The organism is Roseomonas aerilata DSM 19363 (assembly GCF_000711725.1).
Taxonomy (GTDB): domain Bacteria; phylum Pseudomonadota; class Alphaproteobacteria; order Acetobacterales; family Acetobacteraceae; genus Roseomonas; species Roseomonas aerilata.
On sequence record NZ_JONP01000054.1, the window covers coordinates 1 to 20,943 of the forward strand.

Annotated in this window: 17 protein-coding genes and 1 pseudogene; 8 read left to right on the forward strand and 10 right to left on the reverse strand. The window is 67.1% G+C overall.

Going from position 1 to position 20,943, the window contains the following annotated elements; all coding sequences use genetic code 11:
• Both BO39_RS26265 and BO39_RS26270 read right to left on the reverse strand, forming a co-directional pair.
• Window positions 1-791, reverse strand: a 791-nt coding sequence (locus BO39_RS26265) for a TolC family protein (protein ID WP_169742856.1), incomplete at its 3' end; no start/stop codon positions are given.
• Between the two features lie 214 nt (window positions 792-1,005).
• Window positions 1,006-2,277, reverse strand: a pseudogene (locus BO39_RS26270) (efflux RND transporter permease subunit); the annotation flags it as partial.
• Between the two features lie 53 nt (window positions 2,278-2,330).
• Here BO39_RS26270 and BO39_RS31780 point away from each other — a divergent pair.
• A complete protein-coding gene (locus tag BO39_RS31780; protein WP_245615422.1) occupies window positions 2,331-2,459 on the forward strand; it encodes a hypothetical protein in 129 nt (42 codons plus the stop codon).
• A 209-nt stretch (window positions 2,460-2,668) separates the two neighbouring features.
• On the opposite strand, the gene BO39_RS26275 is transcribed toward BO39_RS31780, so the two are convergent.
• The 7 genes from BO39_RS26275 to kdpF form a co-directional block, all read right to left on the reverse strand.
• Window positions 2,669-3,490, reverse strand: a complete 822-nt coding sequence (locus tag BO39_RS26275; RefSeq protein WP_043839355.1) for an ion transporter — start codon at window positions 3,488-3,490, stop codon at window positions 2,669-2,671.
• A 282-nt stretch (window positions 3,491-3,772) separates the two neighbouring features.
• Window positions 3,773-3,931 carry a hypothetical protein gene (locus BO39_RS33140; protein ID WP_156963952.1) on the reverse strand — a complete coding sequence of 53 codons (159 nt, stop codon included), beginning with the start codon at window positions 3,929-3,931 and terminating at the stop codon, window positions 3,773-3,775.
• Between the two features lie 323 nt (window positions 3,932-4,254).
• A complete protein-coding gene (locus BO39_RS26280; RefSeq protein ID WP_052402789.1) occupies window positions 4,255-5,001 on the reverse strand; it encodes a TorF family putative porin in 747 nt (248 codons plus the stop codon).
• A 29-nt stretch (window positions 5,002-5,030) separates the two neighbouring features.
• The gene (gene kdpC, locus BO39_RS26285; RefSeq protein WP_043839357.1) at window positions 5,031-5,615 is read right to left on the reverse strand and encodes a potassium-transporting ATPase subunit KdpC; all 585 of its coding nucleotides are present in this window, start codon (window positions 5,613-5,615) and stop codon (window positions 5,031-5,033) included.
• Window positions 5,616-5,618: 3 nt separating this feature from the next.
• Window positions 5,619-7,679, reverse strand: coding sequence for a potassium-transporting ATPase subunit KdpB (gene kdpB / locus BO39_RS26290; RefSeq protein ID WP_169742857.1), 2,061 nt, complete (start codon window positions 7,677-7,679; stop codon window positions 5,619-5,621).
• Between the two features lie 11 nt (window positions 7,680-7,690).
• Complete coding sequence (gene kdpA / locus BO39_RS26295) at window positions 7,691-9,388, reverse strand: potassium-transporting ATPase subunit KdpA (protein WP_043839359.1); 1,698 nt, start codon at window positions 9,386-9,388, stop codon at window positions 7,691-7,693.
• 3 nt (window positions 9,389-9,391) lie between these two features.
• Window positions 9,392-9,478, reverse strand: coding sequence for a K(+)-transporting ATPase subunit F (gene kdpF, locus BO39_RS35445; RefSeq protein WP_084698555.1), 87 nt, complete (start codon window positions 9,476-9,478; stop codon window positions 9,392-9,394).
• A 666-nt stretch (window positions 9,479-10,144) separates the two neighbouring features.
• Between kdpF and BO39_RS26300 the strand changes: the two genes are divergently transcribed.
• The 5 genes from BO39_RS26300 to BO39_RS26320 all read left to right on the forward strand — a co-directional run bounded on the left by BO39_RS26300 (window position 10,145) and on the right by BO39_RS26320 (window position 15,446).
• Entirely contained in the window at window positions 10,145-12,844 is a 2,700-nt protein-coding gene (locus tag BO39_RS26300; protein ID WP_043839384.1) for a sensor histidine kinase, read from the forward strand.
• Window positions 12,841-13,554, forward strand: a complete 714-nt coding sequence (locus BO39_RS26305) for a response regulator (protein WP_043839361.1) — start codon at window positions 12,841-12,843, stop codon at window positions 13,552-13,554. The genes BO39_RS26300 and BO39_RS26305 overlap by 4 nt, the downstream gene beginning before the upstream one ends.
• Before the next feature lie 219 nt (window positions 13,555-13,773).
• Window positions 13,774-14,205: a hypothetical protein gene (locus BO39_RS26310; RefSeq protein WP_043839363.1), complete on the forward strand. Its 432-nt coding sequence runs from the start codon at window positions 13,774-13,776 to the stop codon at window positions 14,203-14,205.
• Window position 14,206: 1 nt separating this feature from the next.
• On the forward strand, window positions 14,207-15,151 hold the full coding sequence (gene dapA, locus BO39_RS26315) for a 4-hydroxy-tetrahydrodipicolinate synthase (RefSeq protein ID WP_052402791.1): 945 nt from the start codon (window positions 14,207-14,209) through the stop codon (window positions 15,149-15,151).
• A 1-nt stretch (window position 15,152) separates the two neighbouring features.
• Window positions 15,153-15,446 (forward strand): hypothetical protein, encoded by a 294-nt coding sequence (locus BO39_RS26320; RefSeq protein WP_156963953.1) that lies wholly within the window; start codon window positions 15,153-15,155, stop codon window positions 15,444-15,446.
• 266 nt (window positions 15,447-15,712) lie between these two features.
• Here the strand turns inward: BO39_RS26320 and corA are convergent, their stop codons facing one another.
• Window positions 15,713-16,681, reverse strand: a complete 969-nt coding sequence (corA, locus tag BO39_RS26325) for a magnesium/cobalt transporter CorA (protein ID WP_043839367.1) — start codon at window positions 16,679-16,681, stop codon at window positions 15,713-15,715.
• A gap of 596 nt (window positions 16,682-17,277) precedes the next feature.
• Here corA and BO39_RS26330 point away from each other — a divergent pair.
• On the forward strand, window positions 17,278-20,040 hold the full coding sequence (locus BO39_RS26330; protein ID WP_169742858.1) for a PAS domain-containing hybrid sensor histidine kinase/response regulator: 2,763 nt from the start codon (window positions 17,278-17,280) through the stop codon (window positions 20,038-20,040).
• 142 nt (window positions 20,041-20,182) lie between these two features.
• The gene (locus BO39_RS26335) at window positions 20,183-20,815 is read left to right on the forward strand and encodes a MarC family protein (RefSeq protein WP_043839369.1); all 633 of its coding nucleotides are present in this window, start codon (window positions 20,183-20,185) and stop codon (window positions 20,813-20,815) included.
• The last annotated feature ends 128 nt before the right edge of the window (window positions 20,816-20,943 follow it).

A 20,943-nucleotide genomic window follows, 5' to 3' on the forward strand; every position in this document is an offset into this window, starting at 1 on the left:
AGTCCGAAGCTTGTCCCCTGCTCCGTCACGGTGCCCTCCTGGCGCATGACGTAGCCGCCGAGCTCGGGATTATCGATCGGCGTTGCCGCAACGAGCCGCACCTCGGCCTCGGCGGCGGCCACCGCAGCCGAGGCCGCGCGCAATGCCGGGTGCAGGTCCGCCGCTGCGCGCGGTTCGGCGAGACCTTCCTCACCTTGCCCCGGTGCGGCGCCCCCAGTCAGCGCGCGGTAGGCCAGCTCGGCCTCCTGCTCGGCCGCCTGGGCCTGGGCGAGGGCCAGTTCGGCCGCCATCCGTTCGTTCTGGGCGAGCAGGAGGTCTGGCTCGGCGATCTCCCCGAGGTTGAGGCGGCGGCGCACGTCGCCGAGGATGTCGCCCGCGGTCGCCAAGCGGTCGCGCTGCACGCGCGTTTCGGCGCGGCGCAGCGCCACCTTCCACCACGCCTCCCGCAGCAGATTGGCGAGTTCCAGTCGGCGCAGGCGGAACCGCTCATCAGCGCTCGCCACGTCGCGCACCACCGTGCTGGCAACGGCGGAGCGCTGTCCCGGCAGCCAGAGCGGCGCGGCGAGGTCCACCTGCGCCTCCCGCGCCGTGCCGGGGCCGCGAGTGTCCGCGCGGAAGCTGCCGGAGGCGGCGAAGCTGCCCGGGACGAGACTGTCCGAAAGCGCCGAGCGGGCGCGTGCGGCCTCGCGCTGCGCCTCAATCGCGCGGCTCTCCGCATCGATGGCGACAGCGGCTTCCAGGTGGTCGCTAAGCGTACCCTGAGCGGCGATCGGCGCCGCGGCCGAGGGCACGGCGGGGGCCGCTCTCCGAGGCGTGCTCCGGCGCGTCGCCGGGGTCTGGCCGCTCCGCGCTTCACCTCGCACAGGACCATCGACGGTTCTTTGGGTCGTCCCCTGAGCGGTGCCGAGGTTGGTACCCTGCGACGCCGCGGGAAGAGGGACAGCCGCCACGAGGGCGAGCATCAACGATGCCGCCGGACCGGCCGCAATGACGTATCGCATCGGCTTACTCCGCAGCCGAGGGGAGGCGCACGGCCTCGGATTGGGGTGGAGTGCCTGTCGGATGAAGCTGTTCCGCCACGGCCGCCTGCGCGCGCTTGCCCTTCGGCAGGGCGAAGCGGTCATAAAGAATAGGTAGGAGCACGAGGGTGAGCAGCGTCGCCGTCACCAGCCCGCCGATCACCACAATGGCGAGGGGCCGCTGGATCTCCGCGCCCGGCCCGTCCGCGAAAAGGAAGGGAACGAGGCCAAAGGCCGCGATGGTGGCGGTGAGGACCACCGGCGTCATACGGCGCTTGGCTCCTTCCAGGACGCCTTCTCGCAGGTTCAGCCCCTCCTCGGCGATGAGGCGGTTGATGGCACTGATGAGCACGACGCCATTCAGTACGGCGATGCCGATGAGGGCGATGAAGCCCACCGAAGCCGGAACAGACAGGAACTCACCCGAGGCCCAGAGAGCGACGATGCCGCCGATCGCCGCAAAGGGCACGTTGCAGAAGACGAGGACCGCCTGCCGGACTGAGCCGAAGGTGAGGTAAAGCAGCAGGAAGATCACCCCAAGCGCCATCGGCACCACGACCGCAAGGCGGGCGGAGGCGCGTTGCTGGTTCTCGAACTGCCCGCCCCATTGCAGGCGGTAGCCCGCGGGCATCGCCACCTTGGACGCCGCCGCCTGGGCGTCCGCCACGAAGCTGACGAGGTCACGGCCGCCGCTGACATTGGCGAGCACGGTGGCGAAGCGGGCGCTGCCCTCGCGCACCACCTGCACCGGCCCTTCTTCCTCGCGGATGCCGGCGATGGCGCTGAGCGGCACGGTGCCGCCACCCGGCAGCACGATCGGCACGCGGGAGAGGTCGATGGCCGAGCGGCGCAGCAACTCCGAGCCGCGGAGCATCAGCGGCACGCGAGGCCCTTCAGCCTCCACCACGATACCCAGTTCCTGCCCGTCCACCCAGACGCGCAGGGCTTCCTGCACGTCGCGCGCGTTCAGCCCCAGCCGCCCGGCGGCCAGCCGATCCACGCGCACGGTAAGGTACTTCATGCCCTCGTTGCGGAGGGCAAAAACGTCGGTGGCACCACTGACGCCCCGCACGGCGCCGGCGATCTCGGTCGCGATCCGGTTCAGCTCGCCGATGCTGCTGCCGAAGATCTTCACCACCACGTCGCCGCGGGCACCGATGATCATCTCCTGCACGCGCATGTCGATCGGCTGAGCGAAGGCGAAGAAGAGGCCGGGAAAGCGGTCCAGCACCTCACGCACCCGCTCCATCACCCATTCGGTGGAGCCGTCGGCCCAAGAAGCGCTTGCCGCAAGTCGGCGAGGCCGTGGAGGTGGATAGCTGGCGGTTCGAGGTCGTGGATCTTGACGGGCGCCGCGTCGACAAGGTGCTCGCCACTCCGGTCGAGGCATCCTCCGGACTCGCTATCCATCGGCCTGGAAGTGGATCACCCCTTCGATGAGAACCGCAAAGTGCAAAGCGCCTCCGCCAGATCTCGCCTTAATACCTTAGCCGAATGAGGGGACCCGCCTCATAGCCATCCTCGTGCTTGAGAAGAAGCCAGTGAGGTGACCAGTTTTCCTCCCGCTGGAGCATAGATGGGGCAAGGAAGCAGCCGATTTCCATGAACAAAGCTAGGGGACCGGCGCTTCTCCTGTCGCTGAGCCCAGCCTAGCCTCGCTCTGCCCGCAACGCGGCGATCTCCTTCCGCAGGTCGCGCAGTTCCGACATCAGCATCTGGCTGTCGGCGTGAGCGGCGGAAGCAGCGGCATCGGTCGCGGCCTGGGCGGCCCCGGCATCGGCGCTCTCACGCGTCGCCCGCAGCGTCTGGATGCTCTCCACGATCACGCCGAGAAAGAGGTTCAGCACGACGAAGGTGGAAACGACGATGAAGGGGATAAAGAACAGCAGGGCCCACGGGTGGTTTTCCAGAGCGGGGGTCACGATGTCCTCCACCCAGCCCTCCAGCGTCATGAGTTGGAACAGGGTAAAAATCGAGTCTCCAAGGGTTCCGAACTTCTCCGGCATGCTCTCGCCGAAGAGCTTCGTCGCCATCACGCCCGAGACATAGAACATCAATCCCATGAGCAGGACGATGCTGCCCATGCCCGGTAAGGCGCCCAGCATGGCCCCGACCACGTTGCGCAGTGACGGAACGACCGAGAGAAGGCGCAGCACTCGGAGCACGCGCAGGGACCGCAGGACTGAGAGATCCCCTCCTGATGGAGCCCAGGAGATGCCGACCACGAGCAGGTCGAAGATCCCCCAGGGGTCACGGAAGAAGCGGCTGCGGAAGGCGAAGATCCGCAGGGCCAGCTCGGCCGTGAACAGCAGGAGCAGGGCGCCGTCGATGAACTCGAGCACTGGGCCGAAGCCCCTCATGACCTTGGCCGATGTCTCCAGTCCCAGAGTGACGGCGTTGAGGAGGATGAGGCCGATCACAACCTGCTGGAACCCCGCCGAGGTTACCAGCCGCGCGGCGCGCGCGCGCAAGGTAGGCGCGTGGTCCTGCGCCCGGAGTACTTCCTGCAAAGCCGATGTCTCCGATTACAGCGAGTTAATGATAGGTGCGGGACATCCCAGTTTGTGCGCTGGAGTGCAAGTGTCAGCTCGGCTCGGAACCGACCGACCGGCCTGCTGCATGTCCGCTGTTCCAGAGCCTTGTTCCCGGAAGCCCGCGCTTCGAGTTGGGTGGCTGTCGGCAATCCGACCGAGGTGTCGGCACCTGGGGCGGACCGCCCACGGCAGCTGCGACCGCGTCCATGGGCAGGCCGCTCAAAGCCACTTGGCTCGCTTGAAGCTGACGTGGCGGGTGACGCAGAGGACCAGGATGACGGCGAAATTCCCGGAACGGGCGGTGCGCGCGGAGACGAGGAGCTGATCGCCGTAGACGTCCACCTTAGGAAGCCGGTGGGACTTGAAGGCATCCTCCACCGAGAGGGAATGCAGGCCGGACCTTTCCTGCAGGAGCCGCAGGTCCGCCTTCGAGGGCTCCAGAAGGCTATTTCAGACGAACTCGGACTGATCGCTGATGCAAGGCGTCGGCTCGTCCACAGCCACGGGGCGAACCGCTTGGCTGTTCTCGCGGAGGAATGGTGCAATGACGGTCATGGCTCTCTTTCAACCGGTTTCGGCCGGGCGCCCCTTGGGGGACCGGCCGAGCCTCAAGTTGCCCCTCGCGAGGGCTAGCCCCGGAACATGGCGGCAACCTCCACCCGGGGATGGGCGCCGACGCCTTGGGTCCAGTAGGGGTAAAGTCAAAAGGTCCGGCTGAGGTAGACCATGGCGCGGGCCTCGCAGATCTTCTGGCCACCGACGCACTCGCCGCGGCGGATGCTGGTGTCGAAGTAGCCCGCGGTCACCACGAAGTCCGAGAACTTGTACGACATCGTCACGTTCCAGTTGGCGTAGTCGGGTGTGCCCCAACGCGCGTTGTTCTGGATCCACTGGTAGCCGGCCCGCCCGGCCAGGGCAAAGTTGTAGGGCAGGCTAACCTCGAGACCGCCCTCGACGTAGAAGCCGTCGCCAGCCTCGCTCTGGTAGTTGGGCGACCAGTTGAAGGCGCCGAGCACTTTCACCGGCATGGGCAGGTTCGGGACCTCGTAGGAGGCCTTCACCGCCAGCTCGAAGTACTGGAGGTCGTAGAGGCTCGGCCCGTGCTCGTGGCCGGGGTAGGTGTAGGCAATGCCGCCGAGGTCGAGGCTCACCCCGGCGACGGTGGTGCGCCAGCCCGCCAGCGCGTCCACCTCCTGTCGGGCGTTGGTGCCGAGGAAGGCGACGTTGGATGTGAAGGCACCGACATAGAGGCCGCTGGTGTGCTGGATGTCGATCGTGCCCTGCATCGCCGGGCGGTTGCGGGTCTGGCTGATGCCGCGGAACAGGTAGTCGCTCGACACGGTCGGCGTGATGCCGACCGTCAGCCCGGCCTGCTCAAGCTCGAAGGCCCGGGTTGGCGTGGTGGCGCCGAGCAGCGCGAAGCCACAGAGGACGTGGTGGATACGCATGGGGTCAGTAGTCTCTCAGGTCTGTTCGTTCAGCGCGCGGCGTCAAGCGCGAGGTTGACGCGGAGCACGTTCACGCGTGGGACGCCGAGGAGGCCGAGGACCGGCGCCGTGGTGTTCTCCGCCACGATGGCGCGCACCTGGCTCTCCTGCAGACCACGAGCCTGTGCGACGCGCGCCACCTGCCGGGCGGCGTTCTCCGGGCTGATATCGGGGTCCAGGCCCGAGCCAGAGGCGGTGACCGCATCCGCCGGCACGGGGGCGGGCCCGGCGCCCGCCACCCGCTCTTTCACCGCGTCCAGCAGCACCTGGCTCGACGGCCCGCGCTGGGAGGCGGCGCCGGCGGCGGCGTTATAGGGCGCGTCCACCGTCTTGCTGCTGTCCTGCGGGTCGGCCGCGCTGGTGGCGGAGGGGCGCGGGTGGAAGTAGCGCGCCTCGGTGAAGTTCTGCCCGATGAGCGCGGAGCCGACCACGCGCCCATCCCGCTCGATGAGGGAGCCGCCGGCCTGGTGCGGCATGACCGCACCGGCAATCTGGGTGAAGACGGCCGGTGCGGCCACGCCAAGGATCAGGGTAAAGCCGACGACCATGGTCGCGGCGGGACGAAGGATGGACATGGCTCATGCGATCCCGAGAAGCTGGAGAATGAGGTCGATGATCTTGATGCCGATGAACGGTGCGACGATGCCGCCCAATCCGTAAATCAGGAGGTTTCGCCGCAGCAGCGCTGCCGCGCCCTCGGGCGTGTAGCGCACGCCCCGCAGCGCCAGCGGAACCAAGGCCACGATGATCAGCGCGTTGAAGATCACCGCCGAGAGGATGGCGCTCTCCGGGCTGGCCAGGCGCATGAGATTCAGCGCCTGCAACTCCGGGTATTGCAGGACGAAGATTGCCGGCAGAATAGCGAAGTACTTCGCCACATCGTTGGCGATGGAGAAGGTGGTCAGCGCCCCGCGGGTGATGAGGAGCTGCTTGCCAATCTCCACCACCTCGATGAGCTTCGTGGGGTCGCTGTCCAAGTCCACCATGTTTCCGGCCTCGCGCGCAGCCTGGGTGCCGGTCTGCATGGCCACGCCGACATCGGCCTGGGCGAGCGCCGGCGCGTCGTTCGTGCCGTCGCCAGCCATGGCGACGAGGCGCCCCTCGGCCTGGGCATCACGGATGTATTGCAGCTTGTCCTGCGGCGTGGCCTCCGCAATGAAGTCGTCCACTCCGGCTTCGGTGGCGATGGCGGCGGCGGTCAGGCGGTTGTCGCCCGTCACCATCACCGTTTGGATGCCCATTTTACGCAGGGCGGCGAAGCGCTCGCGAATGCCGGGCTTGACGATGTCCTTCAATTCAATGGCGCCGAGGATGCGGCCGTTCTTCGCCACCACCAGCGGCGTGCCGCCCACGCGCGCGATCCGGTCCACCGCCTCGCGCAGCGCGACTGGAGTCTCGCCGCCCGTACTGCGGATAAGGGCCTCTGCCGCACCCTTGCGGTACTGAGCGCCACCCATGTCCAGGCCGGAGATGCGGGTTTGCGCCGTGAAGGGCACCACCGTGGCATCGGCGGGAAGCTCTGGCGGCGCGATGCCGTGCTGGTCCCGCGCGAAAGCGAGGATAGAGCGGCCCTCCGGCGTCTCGTCGGCCAACGAGGAGAGCACGGCGGCCTCTGCCAGGTCGCGCTCCGCCACGCCGGGCACCGGCACGAAGGCCGCGGCCTGTCGGTTGCCGAGGGTGATCGTGCCGGTTTTATCCAGCAGCAGCACGTCCACATCGCCCGCCGCCTCTACCGCGCGGCCGCTGGTCGCCATTACGTTGAAGCGCACGAGACGGTCCATGCCGGCGATGCCGATGGCGGAGAGCAGGCCGCCGATGGTCGTCGGGATGAGCGTGACAAGCAGCGCGGCCAGCACGGGCACGGAAGGGGGAGCGCCCTTCCAGGAGGCGAGGCCCACCACGCTGGCAACGGCGATCAGGAAGATGATCGTCATCCCCGCCAGCAGGATGTCCAGCGCGATCTCGTTCGGCGTCTTCTGGCGGGAAGCACCCTCGACGAGGGAGATCATGCGGTCAATGAAGGTAGAACCGGACGCGGCGGTGATCCGCACCACGATCCAGTCGGAGACCACGAGCGTGCCGCCCGTGACGGCGCTGCGGTCGCCACCGCTCTCACGGATCACGGGCGCGCTCTCGCCCGTCACGGCCGCCTCGTTCACGCTGGCGATGCCCTGCACCACCTCGCCGTCCGAGGGGATGAGATCGCCCGTCTCGACGAGCACGTGGTCGCCGACGCGCAACTCGGTGGCGCTGCGCGGCTGCCAGAGAGCGCGCTCGTCCAGGCGCACCAGCACCTTCGCCTGGGTGTCCGTGCGGGCCTTGCGCAGGCTCTCCGCCCGCGCGCGCCCGCGCCCCTCCGCAACCGCCTCGGCGAAGGTGGCGAAGAGCACAGTGAACCAGAGCCAGAGAGCGATCCCGGCCTGGAAGGCCCAGGCCTCACCGTTGAGGGCCGCGCGCCCCGCCAGGATCGTCACCACGATGGAGACGACCTCGGTGACAAAGATCACAGGGTTCCGCAGCAGCGTCACAGGGTTCAGCTTGCGGAAGGCATCCCCAATGGCCCGCGGCAGCAGCGCCGGATCGAGCATGGGGGGGCGGGCGCGCGACGTGGCCGCGCCCGAACCGGTGGTGTCGAGCATCTGAATTGGCCTCAGAAGGTCTTGCCGGCGAGCATGGTGAAGTGCTCGGCGATCGGACCAAGGGAGAGGGAGGGCAAGAACTGCAGTCCGCCAAGGATGAGGATCACACCCGCAAGCAGGCCGGCGAAGAGCGGCCCGTGAGTGGGGAAGCTGCCCGCGCTCTCCGGTGCCTTGGCCTTGGCCGCAAGCGCGCCCGCGATGGCCATAACGGGGATGACATAGGCGAAGCGCCCGAGCAGCATGGCGATGCCAAGAGTCACGTTCATCCAGGGCGTGTCAGAGGTGAGCCCGCCGAAGGCGGAACCGTTGTTCCCTGCGGCCGAGGTGTAGGCGTAGAGCATCTCGGAGAGGCCGTGCGGACCGCCATCCTGAATGGAGGAGGCGGCCATCGGCAGCACGACCGAGACGGCGGTGAAGCCGAGGATGGCGGTGGGCAGGATGAGCACCGCCAGCATCGCGAGCTTGATCTCCCGTGCCTGCACTTTCTTGCCCAGGTACTCCGGCGTGCGCCCAACCATGAGCCCAGCGACGAAAACCGCGAGCAGCGCAAAAACGAGCATGCCGTAAAGGCCTGAGCCGACGCCGCCCGGGAGAACCTCACCCAGCTGGATCAGGAACATCGGCACCATCCCGCCCAGCGGCAGGAAGCTGTCGAACATCGCGTTCACCGCGCCGCAAGAGGCGCCCGTGGTGGTGGCGGTAAAGAGCGCAACGAGCGGCAGACCGAAGCGAAGGTCCTTGCCCTCCATGTTGCCCATGGCCGGATCAACGCCGAGCGCGGTGAGCAGCGGGTTGCCCGCGGCCTCGGACGCGTAGATGGCTGCGGTGGCCACCACGACGAAGCCGACCATCACGGCCAGCAGCGCGCGGCCCTGCCGGATATCGCCGGCGATGCGCCCAAAGGTGAGGCAGAGCGCAAAGGGGATCACCGCCTGTCCCCAAATCTGCAACGCCGTCACGATCGCGTTCGGCCCTTCGAAGGGGTGCAGCGCGTTGACCCCGAAGAAGCCGCCGCCATTGGTGCCCAGGTGCTTGATGGCGATCTGGAAGGCGGCCGGACCAAGTGGGATGGTCTGCTCCGCGCCCTCCAGCGTCGTCGTGGTCACGTAGCCCGCGAAGGTCTGCGGGATGCCGAGCGCAACGAAGGCGAGACCCAGGACCGCCGAGAGCGGCAGCAGGACGTAGAGGGTGACGCGGGTGAAGTCGGCCCAGAAGTTCCCGAGCTCCTGCACCCCGCCGCGCGCGAAGGCGCGGGAGACGGCGAGCGCGAGGGCAATTCCGGTGGACGCCGAGAGGAAGTTCTGTACCGCCAGCCCGGCCATCTGCGAGAGGTAGGAGGCCGCCACTTCGCCCGAGTAGGCCTGCCAGTTCGTGTTGGTGACAAAGCTGACGGCCGTGTTGAACGCGAGCCAGGATGACATGCTGGAGACGCCGGCTGGGTTCAACGGCAGCACGCCCTGCAGGCGCAGGATGCCGAAGAGCAGCAGGAAGCCCACCGCATTAACGGCGAGCATGGCGAGAGCATAGCCCTTCCAATCCTGCCCACGCCGGGGGTCGACGCCGCCCGCGCGGTAGAGCACCGCCTCGATCGGTCGTAACCAGGTAACGCGGCCGCCGGCGACAGCGGCGATGTAGCGCCCCAGCGGCACGGCGGCCGCCATGGTGAGCGCAAGGACGAGCGCGATCTGCGCCCAACCGAGGAGTGTCATGGTTCAGAGATCCTCGGGACGCAGCAGCGCCCACAGGAGGTAGGCCAGCAGGCCGGCGCACACGACGCCGCCCAGGATGAGGTCGAGCATGGCGCGTCAGACCCGGTCGCAGCCAGCGACGTAAGCGGCCATGAGCGCGAAGGTGCCGAGACCAAGTGCCAGGAGAAGGATATCGAGCATGGGTGTCCCCTGCTGGCAGAGGGCCAGCTACCGAACCATCAATCGGCAGCCGGGCATAAAGAAGCTATTCGTGGTTTGGGCCCACTCTATAAAAATCTCATAAAAAGGGTGGAATCCGGTAAGCTGGGCCCGAACTTTTATGGGAATTTTAGGCGGCAGCGGCGAATGCACCATCGCGCTTTTATGCGCCGGTGATCAAAGAAGGCAGGATATGATGATGGGAGCAACAAGGCATGTCCGCCGCCATCTCGCACCTGCCGGAACGGCCGGCGACGAGTTCCGTACGAGCAATCCGTCAAACAACCCCTCGCCGATTTCGGCGCAGATTGCGGATCCTGTTATCAGGCCGCCTGCCTCTTTTCAGCCTTGTCCTGCTCTTGCTGTGGAGTTTGGTCGGGTCTCTCGCCATGGGGCTTCGGACACCAGCAACGTCGGATGCCGGCATAGCTCGGCTATGGCTCGGGGGCGCCATGGCCATTGCCCTCCTGTGTATGGTAGCCGGCCTGCTCGTGGGCCAAGGCGAAGACACATGACGCACGAGTCTTGGCGCCCTGCGAGCCTGGGGCCCGCCTGAGCATGCCATCGTCCGGCACTCCAAGGGAGCCTGCCCGTCCGGACCCGGACGCCCTTCTTGCCGCCGCAACGCGGGAGGGCCGCGGACGACTGAAGGTTTTCCTCGGTGCCGCACCGGGGGTGGGCAAGACTTACGAGATGCTGACGGAGGCACGCCGCCGTGCGCTCGGTGGAGCCGATGTCGTAGTCGGCCTAGTGGAGACGCACGGCCGATCCGAAACCGCCGCGCAAGTGACCGGGTTGGAGGTGCTACCGCGCGCTCGCCTGGACTACCGGGGTCAGGTCCTGGAAGAATTTGACCTCGACGCCGCCCTGGCCCGCCATCCAGCGATCCTGGTCTTGGATGAGCTGCCCCACACCAATGCGCGCGGTAGTCGCCATCCGAAGCGATGGCAGGACGTGGAGGAGTTACGCACGGCTGGGATCGAGGTCTGGACGGCGATGAACGTGCAGCATCTGGAGAGCCTCTCCGACGCGGTGGCGCGTATCACCGGCGTCCGCGTCGCCGAGACGGTGCCCGACCACGTTCTGGCTGGCGCAGACGCGGTCGAACTGATCGATATTCCGCCCACCGAGCTCCTGGAGCGCATGCGCCAGGGCAAGGTCTATCGGCCCGACCAAGCGCAGCGTGCGCTGAGAGGCTTTTTCCGCGAGGGGAACCTAGCCGCCTTACGGGAGATGGCGCTGCGCCGTACGGCGGAGCGGGTGGACGCTGACGTCACGGGCTACATGCGCGCCAACGCCATCGCCGGCCCCTGGCCGGCTGGAGAGCGGGTGATGGTGCTCGTCGGTGGCGAGGCCTCGGCTGAGGCGGCGGTGCGCCAGGCCCGGCGTATCGCCGACGCGCTGCGCGCCTCACTCGTCGCGCTGCACGTCGAGCGGCCAGGTGGGGCGGTCGGCGATCCCACCCCAGCGCTGCGCCTGGCGGAGGCACTCGGGGCAGAAACGGAGACCGTGGTCGACACCGACCTGCCGCGCGCCATCCTGTTCGCGGCGCGGGCCCGCAACGTCACGCACCTTGTCATCGGGCGGGGCAGGCCCCGGCTCTGGCGCCGCCTGTTCGGGCGCACCCTCTCCGCCACCCTTTTGCGTCAAGCCTCCGACTTCGCGCTGCATCTCGTTCCAAATGCGGCCACCACAGGACGGCCGCCCGCGCCGCCTGTGCGGCGCTCCCTTCCAGGCTGGCTCAGCTGGGCCATCGTGCCCGTTCTCGTCCTGGCAGCCACGGGGATCAATCTCAATCTCGACCAGCGAGTAACCGAAGGTTCCCTCGGCATGGTCTATCTTGCTGCAACCGTGGCAGCTGCAGTCGCCTCCGGGCCGGTGCACGGCCTTGCCGCTGCGGTGCTTTCTTTCCTGCTGTGGAACTACCTGTTCATCGCACCACGCTACACCCTCACTATCGACGGCCCGCAGGAGATCCTCGGAGCGATTGTCTTCGGCCTTATCGCCCTGATGCTGGCCGGCACTGCGGGACGGCTGGGGCATTCAGTCCGCGCGGCGCAGGCGCGCGTCTTTGGCCTGCGCCGCCTGGTGGAGTTCAGCCGCCGCCTGGGCGTACCAATGGATCGCGCCGCCCTGCTCTCCCTTATCGCGGAGGAAGCGCAGCGCATCGCCGGCTGCCCCGCCTGCGTGCTCATGCCGCTTTCGGGCGAGGAAGTGCCGGGACTGGGCCTTCCGCGCGAGCGCCGGGCGGACGATACCGACCTCATTCCTCGTGCCTCTGCCCCTTCGGGTACCGAGCCGGACGACGCCTCCATGTCGGCGGCGCGTTGGGCCTATGCCAAGGGCCGGATGACCGGATGGGGGACGGACACGCTTCCGAACAGCGCGTGGCAATTTCAGCTATTACCGACGGCACAGGGCGTCGCCGGCTTGGTCGGCCTACGCTTCGCCGACCGCACGGAGCCGCTGGACGCCGAGCGCGAGCGCGCGCTGCAAGCACTGCTGGACCAGGCCGCCATTGCGATCGAGCGCGCCGAGCTGATGGAGGAGCGCGCACGGGGTGTCGTGAGGGCAGAGGCGGACGCGCTGCGGACGACCCTGCTGACCTCCCTTGGTCACGATCTGAGGACCCCCCTCACCGGGATCCGCGGCTCGCTCGAGACACTCCGAACGATGGGCGACGCCCTGTCACACGAGGCGCGAGCCGACCTCATCCTGGCCGCCGAAGAAGAAGCGGCGCGGCTCGGGCGCTTCGCCAACAACATCCTCGACATGGTGCGGATAGAAAGCGGGCAGGTGACGCTGCAGCCCGAGCCACTGGACCTGCCCTCCTCCATCGCAGGGGCCGTCGAGCGGGTGCGGCACGGCACGAGCCGGAACGTGGAGCGGCGGATTGACCCCCACCTCCCAGCGCCGTCCCTTGATCCCGTGCTGTTCAACCAGATTCTTGTCAACCTGCTCGACAACGCGCTGAAGTTTTCAGGGCCGGGCGGACAGGTCGCGGTGATTGCGCGCCGGGAAGGCGCGAACGTCGCCGTCTCGATCGAGGATGACGGACCGGGCATCCCGCGCGACGACCTGACCCGGATCTTCGATCCTTTCTTCCGGGCGTCCCGCACCGACCGGATCGCCGCCGGTAGCGGCCTCGGCCTCGCCATTGCCCGCGGTCTCACCCGCGCGATGGGCGGGGGCATCACGGCCGACAGCCCGGTCCTTAACGGCAGGGGAACGCGCGTGACCGTCCGGTTTCCCGCATGAACAAGGCGACAGCCAGTCTTGCAACACCCCGCGTGCTGGTGGTTGACGACGAGCCTCAGATCCATCGGTTTCTGGGCCCGGCTCTCATTGCCTCCGGCTACGAGCCGCTACGGGCAGAGAATGCCACAGAGGGGCTGCATCTCGCGGCCGTCCGTTCTCCAGGCGCCATACTGCTGGATCTCGGACTTCCTGACCTCGATGGGCAGGAGGTGATCCCCCGTCTGCGGGCGTTCACCGCGGCGCCGATCATCGTGCTGTCCGCCCGTGACGGTGAGAAGGCGAAGGTGGCGGCGCTGGATGCAGGCGCCGACGACTACGTGGAGAAGCCCTTTGTCCTTGGTGAGCTGCTGGCGCGCCTGCGGGCGGCCATGCGGCGCGCGGCGGCCGCGGAGGGACGCGACGCGCCTGCGGCAGTCGTACAGGCAGGCCCGCTTACGATTGATCTCGCCGCACGGACAGTGATGCTGGACGGAGTGCCGCTGCGGCTGACGCCTCGCGAGTACGATCTTCTTGCCGCGATGGCGCATGCGGGTGCAGGACGTGTGGTCACGCAGCGCCAGTTGCTCGAAGCGGTCTGGGGTCCGGGGCACGCCGAGAATGCGCAGTACCTCCGCGTCTACGTCGGCCATCTCCGCCAGAAACTTGGGGAGGCGGCGAACCTGATACGCACCGAACCCGGTGTCGGTTATCGCCTTGTTCCCCCAGAATAGAGAACCTTCTCCCTCTATTTTTTATGCCGATTTTATGCGGTCCGTCTCCAATCAACATCGCGCTTTTATGGCGGCACTGTCATCTGGTGCGGCGTGGAGGTTCCCATGCCCGCTCTCATCCGTTCCGCCAGCTCACCCACGATCGCCCGACCTGCTCGAGCCTCACGGGAGGATCCAACAGTCCGTGGGACGAGCCAGAGTTGGCCACCGAGCCTGCGGTTGCACACCGTCGGGCTCACGCGCACGAGCGATCTGCTGAGCGCAGTTTCGGCCGGGCCCAACGACCGCGTGCTTGTCATCGGAGGGGCTGCGGCCGACACGCTCTGGGACGCCATGCGGCGCGGCTGCCGGGGCGGCTCGGCCTTCCGTGCGGCACCTTCCCATCCCGATCCGGTGGAGGTTGTGGTCGCGCCCACCATCCGTACCGAGGACGCGGGCCAGGCCGTAGCAGCCTGCGCGCGGCGCGCCCTACCGGCTGGTGGACGGCTCGTCTTGCGTGCAGTCGGGCACGGCGCGGTCGAGCTGGCCCGCGCGATCGCAGATCGCCTCGGCACCTACGGCTTCGAGCGCGTGCGTCTGCGTGCCCAAGCTGAAGGCGCCCTCATCCTCTGCTGTCTCTCTGGCGGCGGCACGATCACGAAGGGGCGCTGAGATGCGTCCCCCTCCTGCCCTGCGCAGTGTCCTTTCCGCGCTCATCACTCCCTTCCTTGCCGGTGATCCTGGCGAGCTGGACCTCCCTGCCCTGTCCCGCCTGACAACGCGCGCCGTTGACCGTGGCGTTTCAGGGTTGGTCGTCTGCGGCAGCACTGGCGAGGCGCCGGCACTCTCACCAGCTGAGCATGCCCGCGCCGTTGCGTGCGTGACAGAGGCGAGCGGTGGGCGGCCTGTCGTTGCTGGCGTCGGGGCACCTTGCACAGAGGCGGCGGTGGCGCTGGCGGTAGCCGCCGAGCACCTCGGTGCGACAGCACTGCTGGTATCCGCGCCACCCTACGTGAAGCCTGGACAGGTTGGTCTGCGGGCACATGTTCGCGCTGTCGCAGCCGCGACTGGCTTGCCCATTATGCTCTACGACGTTCCCTCTCGCGCTGGCGTCAGCTTTGCCGATGAGACGATCGCGCGGCTCTTCGAGGATGGTCAGATCCAGGCGCTCAAGGACGCAAGCGGTGACTTAGCCAGACCGCCGCGCTTGGCCCGCCTCTGTGGACCCGCGCTGATCCAGCTCTCCGGTGACGATGCGACGGCGCTGGCGCACCTGGCGATGGGCGGACAGGGCTGCGTGTCCGTCACCGCCAATGTCGTGCCCGCTCTATGCTCAACACTGCAGGCGGCCTTCGCGACACGCGACCTGAGCTTTGCGGCAACGCTGCGCGACCTTCTCGCGCCCTTGGATGCCGCCCTCTTCGGGGAGACCAATCCCATTCCGGTCAAGGCGGCACTTGGGCTGCTAAGGCTCTGCGCGCCGGGCGTAAGGCTGCCGCTGACCCGAGCAGAACCGGCCACAGTGACACGGCTTACTCACACGCTTGCCCTTGTGATGGGCCAGGAGGAAACCACAGCCGCTGCCGTTGCACAGCCCTGTGTCCGGCGGGTGGCCTAACATGGCTAAGGAGCCCGAGCTTCTCCGGGATGATCCCGCATCGGCTCGGGCGGTGGCGCGGGTAGGCTTGATTGGCGGCTTCATCGGGGCATGGTGCACGTTGATCCACATCCTGACGGCGCGGCCGGTCACGCCGGTGCCGATGCTGGTCATGGCGTCCTTCGTTGCTGCTGGCTACGCCGTCGCCAACCGGGAGCGCCCCCTGGCTGCGAGCCTGAACCGGTGGGATGAGGCTGTCACTTTCTTGGGCTTGGCCGCGCTTGCCCAGGTGGTTGTCAGATCGATGGCCACCTGACAATCGGACTCAATTTCAACGATCGCCCTTGCCGAGAAATTTTGGGCATTTACACTTGGCAATGATCTCCGGCCGCGACGCGGCAGGAGATTATGAGCATGGCTACACCAAGAACGGTTTGGATCAAGCTGCGCAGGACCAGTAGACGGGCTGCAAGCTTGCCGGGCATCCGTCTGCAGAATAGTTAGCATCTGTCTTAGCTCACTGAAGCCAGAGCCAACCCGCTAACCGAAGTGCAATTATCGGATCCGCGCCATAGCAGTGTTTTACAACCATCTCGCGCGCTTGAAGCTGATGAACAACGCGACGCATAGGACTGTGATGACACCCAGGACAACGAAGTACCCGTACTCCGTTTTCAGTTCGGGCATGTTCTCGAAGTTCATCCCGTAGATCCCAGCAATTGCCGTTGGCACAGCGAGGATGGCGGCCCAGGCCGCAAGCTGACGCGTGATGACGCCCTGCCTCTTCTGCTCAAGCAGGGAACTCACCTCGAACACGGAGGTGAGCACCTCCCGCAAGGCATCCACCATCGTCTGGACGCGACGGACATGGTCGAGGACGTCGCTGAAGTAGGGACGGGCGTCGTCATCAACACATGGAAGATCCAATCGAACCAGCTTGGAACAGACCTCACCCATAGGTCCAAGAACACGTTGGAACCGGATCAGCTGACGACGAAGGTGAAATAGGCGCGTGACCTGCTCACGATCAAGGAAGTTGTCGATCGCGTGCTGCTCCATGGCGAGCACATCCTCCTCAATGGTTTCCACGATTGGCAGGTAGCCATCGACGATGAAGTCGAGCACTGCATGCAGGACATAATCGACGCCGTGCGCGAGCAGCTTGGGGGCGGCCTCCAGGTGAGCGCGCAGTTCGCTGTGCCCTCTTCCTGATCCATGACGAACGGTGATGACGTGGTTGCGGCCCACGAAAAGCGCTGTTTCCCCGTAGACGATATGGTCATCTTGTAGGTGTGCTGTCCGGGCGAGCACGAAGAGCTGTTCGCCGTAGACATCAACTTTCGGGAGCTGATTGCCTTTCAGCGCATCTTCGACCGCGAGCGGGTGGAGGCCGTATGTTTTCTGAAGCTGCTTCAGCTCCTCGGCTGTCGGGTCGATCAGGCCGATCCAGGCGAACTCGGCGGGATTCCCCGTGCATGGATTCGGCTTGCTGACGTCCAGCGCCTGTATCCGTTCCCCCTGGCGGTAAAGGTACGCGGCAACAACCGCCATTCTGAGACCTCGGCCCTGACTACAACATCATAACGAAACTGGCGTTGGTCGGGGCCAGGCGTCTGTGCCTCCATTAAGCTCTTTTCACAGGGCGGCCCAGATACCGTTCTTCGCTGGATGGCTGCCTACCCTTGTGGGCCGGATCGCTGAAGCGAGCAGGGTGGCATCCTGACCGGTTGCAATGCATGGCGTCAGGCCTTGCTGCCACCCTGGCTGGACAAGCAGCCGGCGGTTTCTACAACCAAGACCCGCCTCCGAGGGACAGAGGGTGTAAGCGGTACGCCCCCATCGCTATCAGCGAAGATCACTCCTTATGTGGCAGGATTGCCGCACGCGCCCGTCTCGCCGACATTGCTGGGTGAGCGCAAGGTGACACCCTGCCCAGGCGTCATTAAGGAGACGCTATGCCAGTCCCAACACAGCCTGCATGGCGCCTTGACGGCGGAACTGTGCCGGGTTGTCGGGCGCCTCGCGCTTCCGGCTGCTACAAGACGTCCAGTGAAGTCGCCCGCGGCGGACTGCGCTTGCTGGAGCGCGCAGAAGCCCTGCGATCTAAACCGCCCATCGAACCGTCGCCCTGACCCCGAGCAATGCCGATGAATAGCCGCAAGGTTGACCTCGCCCGCCAAAGGCTGCCGAGCTCCGGCCGCCTTGCCGAACTCGTCCTGGAGAGCTCGGCCGACCTCGCCGTGCTCACCATCTGCCTCGACGGCGTCATCACGAGCTGGAACAGCGCCGCCGAGCGGGTAATGGGCTGGTCCGGGGAGGAGGCGGTCGGTCGCCACGCCTGCATGATCTTCACGCCCGAGGACGAGGCGACGGACGCCTGCTCGACCGAGATGGCGACTGCCCGGCGCTGCGGTTGGGCGGTGGACGAGCGCTGGCACCTGCGCAAGGACGGCACGCGCTTCTGGGGCTCGGGCTCCATGACCCGGCTTGAGGACCACCGAAGCGGCGAGCAAATCGGCTACGTGAAGATCGTCCAGGATCGCACGGAGCAGCACCTCGCCGGGGAGCGGCTTCGGACGAGCGAGGCCTTGCTGCGTGGCGTGTTCGCGAACAGCGCCGACAGCCTCAAGCTCCTCACGCCTGACGGCTGCCTGACCTCGATGAACGGCCCCGGCCTCCGCATGCTGGAGATCGACGGCGCCGAGCATGTCCGGGGTAAGGAATGGGGGGAGCTCTGGCCAGAGGAGGAGCGCGGCAAGGTGAGCGCGGCCCTGGCCGAGGCACTTGCCGGGCAGGTCGGCCGCTTTCACGGCTTCCGCCCCACCGTCACGGGCGCGCCCCGGTGGTGGGACGTTCAGGTCACGGCCGTGCCGGGCTCCGACGGGCGGCCGGAGTTGCTGCTGGCCTCCTCGCGCGACGTGACCGAGCGCGAGCGCTCCCGCGAGGCCCTGCGCCTCAGCGAGGAGCGCTTCCGCGCCCTGGTGGCCGCCTCCACCGCGACGGTCTGGACCACCGACGCCAATGGCTTGGTCCGCGAGGATTCCCCGAGCTGGCGTGCCTTCACCGGCCAGGCTCTGGAGCAGTGGCTGGGCACCGGCTGGGCCGATGCCGTCCATCCGGACGACCGCGTCCGCGCAGCCGAGGAATGGGCCGCGGCGGTTGCCGCGGGCACAATGTTCAACACCGAATACCGGCTGTGCAGCTCAAGCGGGGAGTGGCGCTTGGTCACCGCGCGCGGCGTCCCCGTGCGCAATGGCGACGGGAGCATCCGCGAGTGGGTCGGGACGAACACCGACATCACTGCCCAGCGCCGAGGGGAGGAGGCGCGGCGCGTCATCGAGGAGCACTGCCAGCTCGCCGTCCGGGCGACCAATGACGCGATCTGGGATTGGGACCTGCGGTGCGACCGTGTCGAGTGGAACGAGGCCCTCCAGGAAACCTACGGCCACCGGTCGGAGCGGGTGTGCCCCTCCGGCGCTTGGTGGCTCGAGCAGGTTCACCCCGAGGACCGGGAGCGGGTCTCCCGGTCCATCCACGCGGTGATCGACGGTGGCGGCGACCGCTGGAGCGACGAGTACCGCTTCCGGCGCGCCGACGGCGGCTACGCCGACGTGCTGGACCGCGGCTTCATGGTGCGCGGGCCAGGTGGCGAGCCGCTCCGGATGATCGGGGCCATGCTGGACATCACCGCGCGCAGGCAATCCGAGAGGGAGCTGCGGCGGCTGAACGAGCATCTCGAGGTCGAGGTCTCCCGCCGCACCGAGCAGCTCCGCCTGCAGGAGGAGGCGCTGCGACAGAGCCAGAAGCTCGAGGCCGTGGGCCAGCTCACCGGCGGGGTGGCTCACGACTTCAACAACCTGCTCACCGTCATCCGCTCGTCCGCCGGGTTGCTCCGACGGTCGAACCTGCCCGAGGAGCGGCGGCGCCGCTACGTCGAGGCCATCGCCGAGACCGCCGAGCGCGCGGCCAAGCTGACAGGCCAGCTGCTGGCCTTCGCGCGACGCCAGCCGCTCAGGCCCGAGGTATTCGTCGTGGGGGATCGGGTCCGGTCGGTTGTCGAACTCGTGCGCCCGCTGGTGGGCGCACCCGTGACGATCGAGACCTCAATCGAATGCGAAGGCCGCGCAGTCGAGGCCGACCCGAACCAGTTCGAAACGGCGCTGGTCAACCTGGCGGTGAACGCGCGCGACGCGATGGAGAGCGGGGGGCATCTGAGGCTGAGAACCTGGCTCGCTTGCGGGGTGCCGCCGACCCGCGGGCACGCGGGCACGCGGGGCTCCTTTGTCGCGGTCTCCGTGTCCGACACGGGCGTCGGTATCGAACCTGAATTGCTGGGGCGGATCTTTGAACCGTTCTTCACGACCAAAGAGGCAGGAAAAGGCACCGGGCTGGGCCTCTCCCAGGTCTACGGCTTTGCCAAGCAGTCAGGCGGCGAACTCCACGTCGAGAGCGAGGTCGGTCGGGGCTCGACCTTCACGCTCTACCTCCCCCAGGCAGAGGGTAAGCCGGTGGTGGCGCCCATGCAGCCTGCGGAGGGGGCCGACGCGCCAGCGGACGGGCGCCGGAACGTGCTGCTGGTCGAGGACAACACCCAGGTCGGCGAGTTCGCCCGCCAGATGCTCGAGGATCTCGGCTACGTGCCCAGCTGGGCGCCGAACGCCAAGGCGGCACTCGAGCTGCTGGAGGGCGACGCGAGCCGCTTCGACGTGGTGTTCTCCGATGTGGTCATGCCCGGCATGAACGGAATTGAGCTCGGAAAGGAGATCCGGCGCCGGTGGCCGAACCTTCCGGTCGTCCTGACCAGCGGCTACAGCCACGTGCTGGCGAATGACGGCGCGCAGGGGTTCGAACTCCTGAACAAGCCCTACTCGGCCGAGGAACTCTCGCGGGTGCTGCGGTCGAGCCGGTGAGGCGCCTGGGTGAGATCGCCCCTTTTTCGGGACCACCTGGATCTTTGCCGGTAAGCACCCCCAAAGGCCGCACCCGTGGCTCGCAGGTGGGGCAACCCGCCCGGACGCTTTCATCTCTCCCCTCCTTCAGCGAGGTTGCGTCATGCTGAGCGACTACGATCTTTTCGTGACCCAGCTCGTCACTCTGTGGATTGTACTTGATCCAATCGGGCACCTGCCTCTGTTCCTCACCGCGACAGCCGCGCTGAACCCCAACGACCGGCGTCTTGCTGCGCGCGTCGGCGTCGGGCTGGCATTTCTGATCCTCGCGTTCTTCTCGCTGCTCGGACAGTTCCTGCTGCACGCCATGGGCATCTCCCTGCTGTCCTTTCAGATTGCGGGCGGCATCATCCTCTTCCTTTTCGCCATCTCCATGGTGCTCGGCACACCCGGCGCCGCGGCGACCGCGGCCGGAGGCGAAAACAGCGCCCTCTCGGTGGCTGTCCATCCCTTGGCGACACCCATCATTGCCGGCCCTGGCTCTCTGCTCACGATGGTGCTGCTGATGGACAACAACCGCTTCTCAGCCATGCACCAAGGTATCACTCTGCTGGCCCTGGCGGCTGTACTGACCTTGATGCTGGCCGTGTTCCTACTGGGTGAGCCAATCCGACGCTTTCTAGGCAGCAGCGGCTCGAACGTGCTGCGCCGGATCATGGGCCTGATACTGGCCGCACTCGCCGTCAACATGATCCTTAGTGCAGTGGCAGTTTGGCTGCACTTGCCAGAGATCTAGGCTCAGGACCCTTTAGATGGAACTGGCACTTGATCTGGATGGCTGATTTCATGGTGGCCGGAGGTGCTGCATGGCTGATCTGTTCTGGCTGACGAGGGCTCAGGTGCGGCGGATTGCGCCCCTCTTCC

Excerpts from the sequence above, each read along its gene's own strand:
- BO39_RS26335 (WP_043839369.1), top strand. The coding sequence starts at position 20,183 with ATGCTGAGCGACTACGATCTTTTCGTGACCCAGCTCGTCACTCTGTGG.
- dapA (WP_052402791.1), top strand. The coding sequence starts at position 14,207 with ATGCGTCCCCCTCCTGCCCTGCGCAGTGTCCTTTCCGCGCTCATCACT.
- BO39_RS26300 (WP_043839384.1), top strand. The coding sequence starts at position 10,145 with ATGCCATCGTCCGGCACTCCAAGGGAGCCTGCCCGTCCGGACCCGGAC.
- kdpF (WP_084698555.1), bottom strand. The coding sequence starts at position 9,478 with ATGCTCGACCTCATCCTGGGCGGCGTCGTGTGCGCCGGCCTGCTGGCC.
- kdpC (WP_043839357.1), bottom strand. The coding sequence starts at position 5,615 with ATGTCCATCCTTCGTCCCGCCGCGACCATGGTCGTCGGCTTTACCCTG.
- corA (WP_043839367.1), bottom strand. The coding sequence starts at position 16,681 with ATGGCGGTTGTTGCCGCGTACCTTTACCGCCAGGGGGAACGGATACAG.
- BO39_RS26320 (WP_156963953.1), top strand. The coding sequence starts at position 15,153 with ATGGCTAAGGAGCCCGAGCTTCTCCGGGATGATCCCGCATCGGCTCGG.
- kdpB (WP_169742857.1), bottom strand. The coding sequence starts at position 7,679 with ATGCTCGACACCACCGGTTCGGGCGCGGCCACGTCGCGCGCCCGCCCC.
- BO39_RS26305 (WP_043839361.1), top strand. The coding sequence starts at position 12,841 with ATGAACAAGGCGACAGCCAGTCTTGCAACACCCCGCGTGCTGGTGGTT.
- kdpA (WP_043839359.1), bottom strand. The coding sequence starts at position 9,388 with ATGACACTCCTCGGTTGGGCGCAGATCGCGCTCGTCCTTGCGCTCACC.
- BO39_RS26330 (WP_169742858.1), top strand. The coding sequence starts at position 17,278 with ATGAATAGCCGCAAGGTTGACCTCGCCCGCCAAAGGCTGCCGAGCTCC.
- BO39_RS26280 (WP_052402789.1), bottom strand. The coding sequence starts at position 5,001 with ATGCGTATCCACCACGTCCTCTGTGGCTTCGCGCTGCTCGGCGCCACC.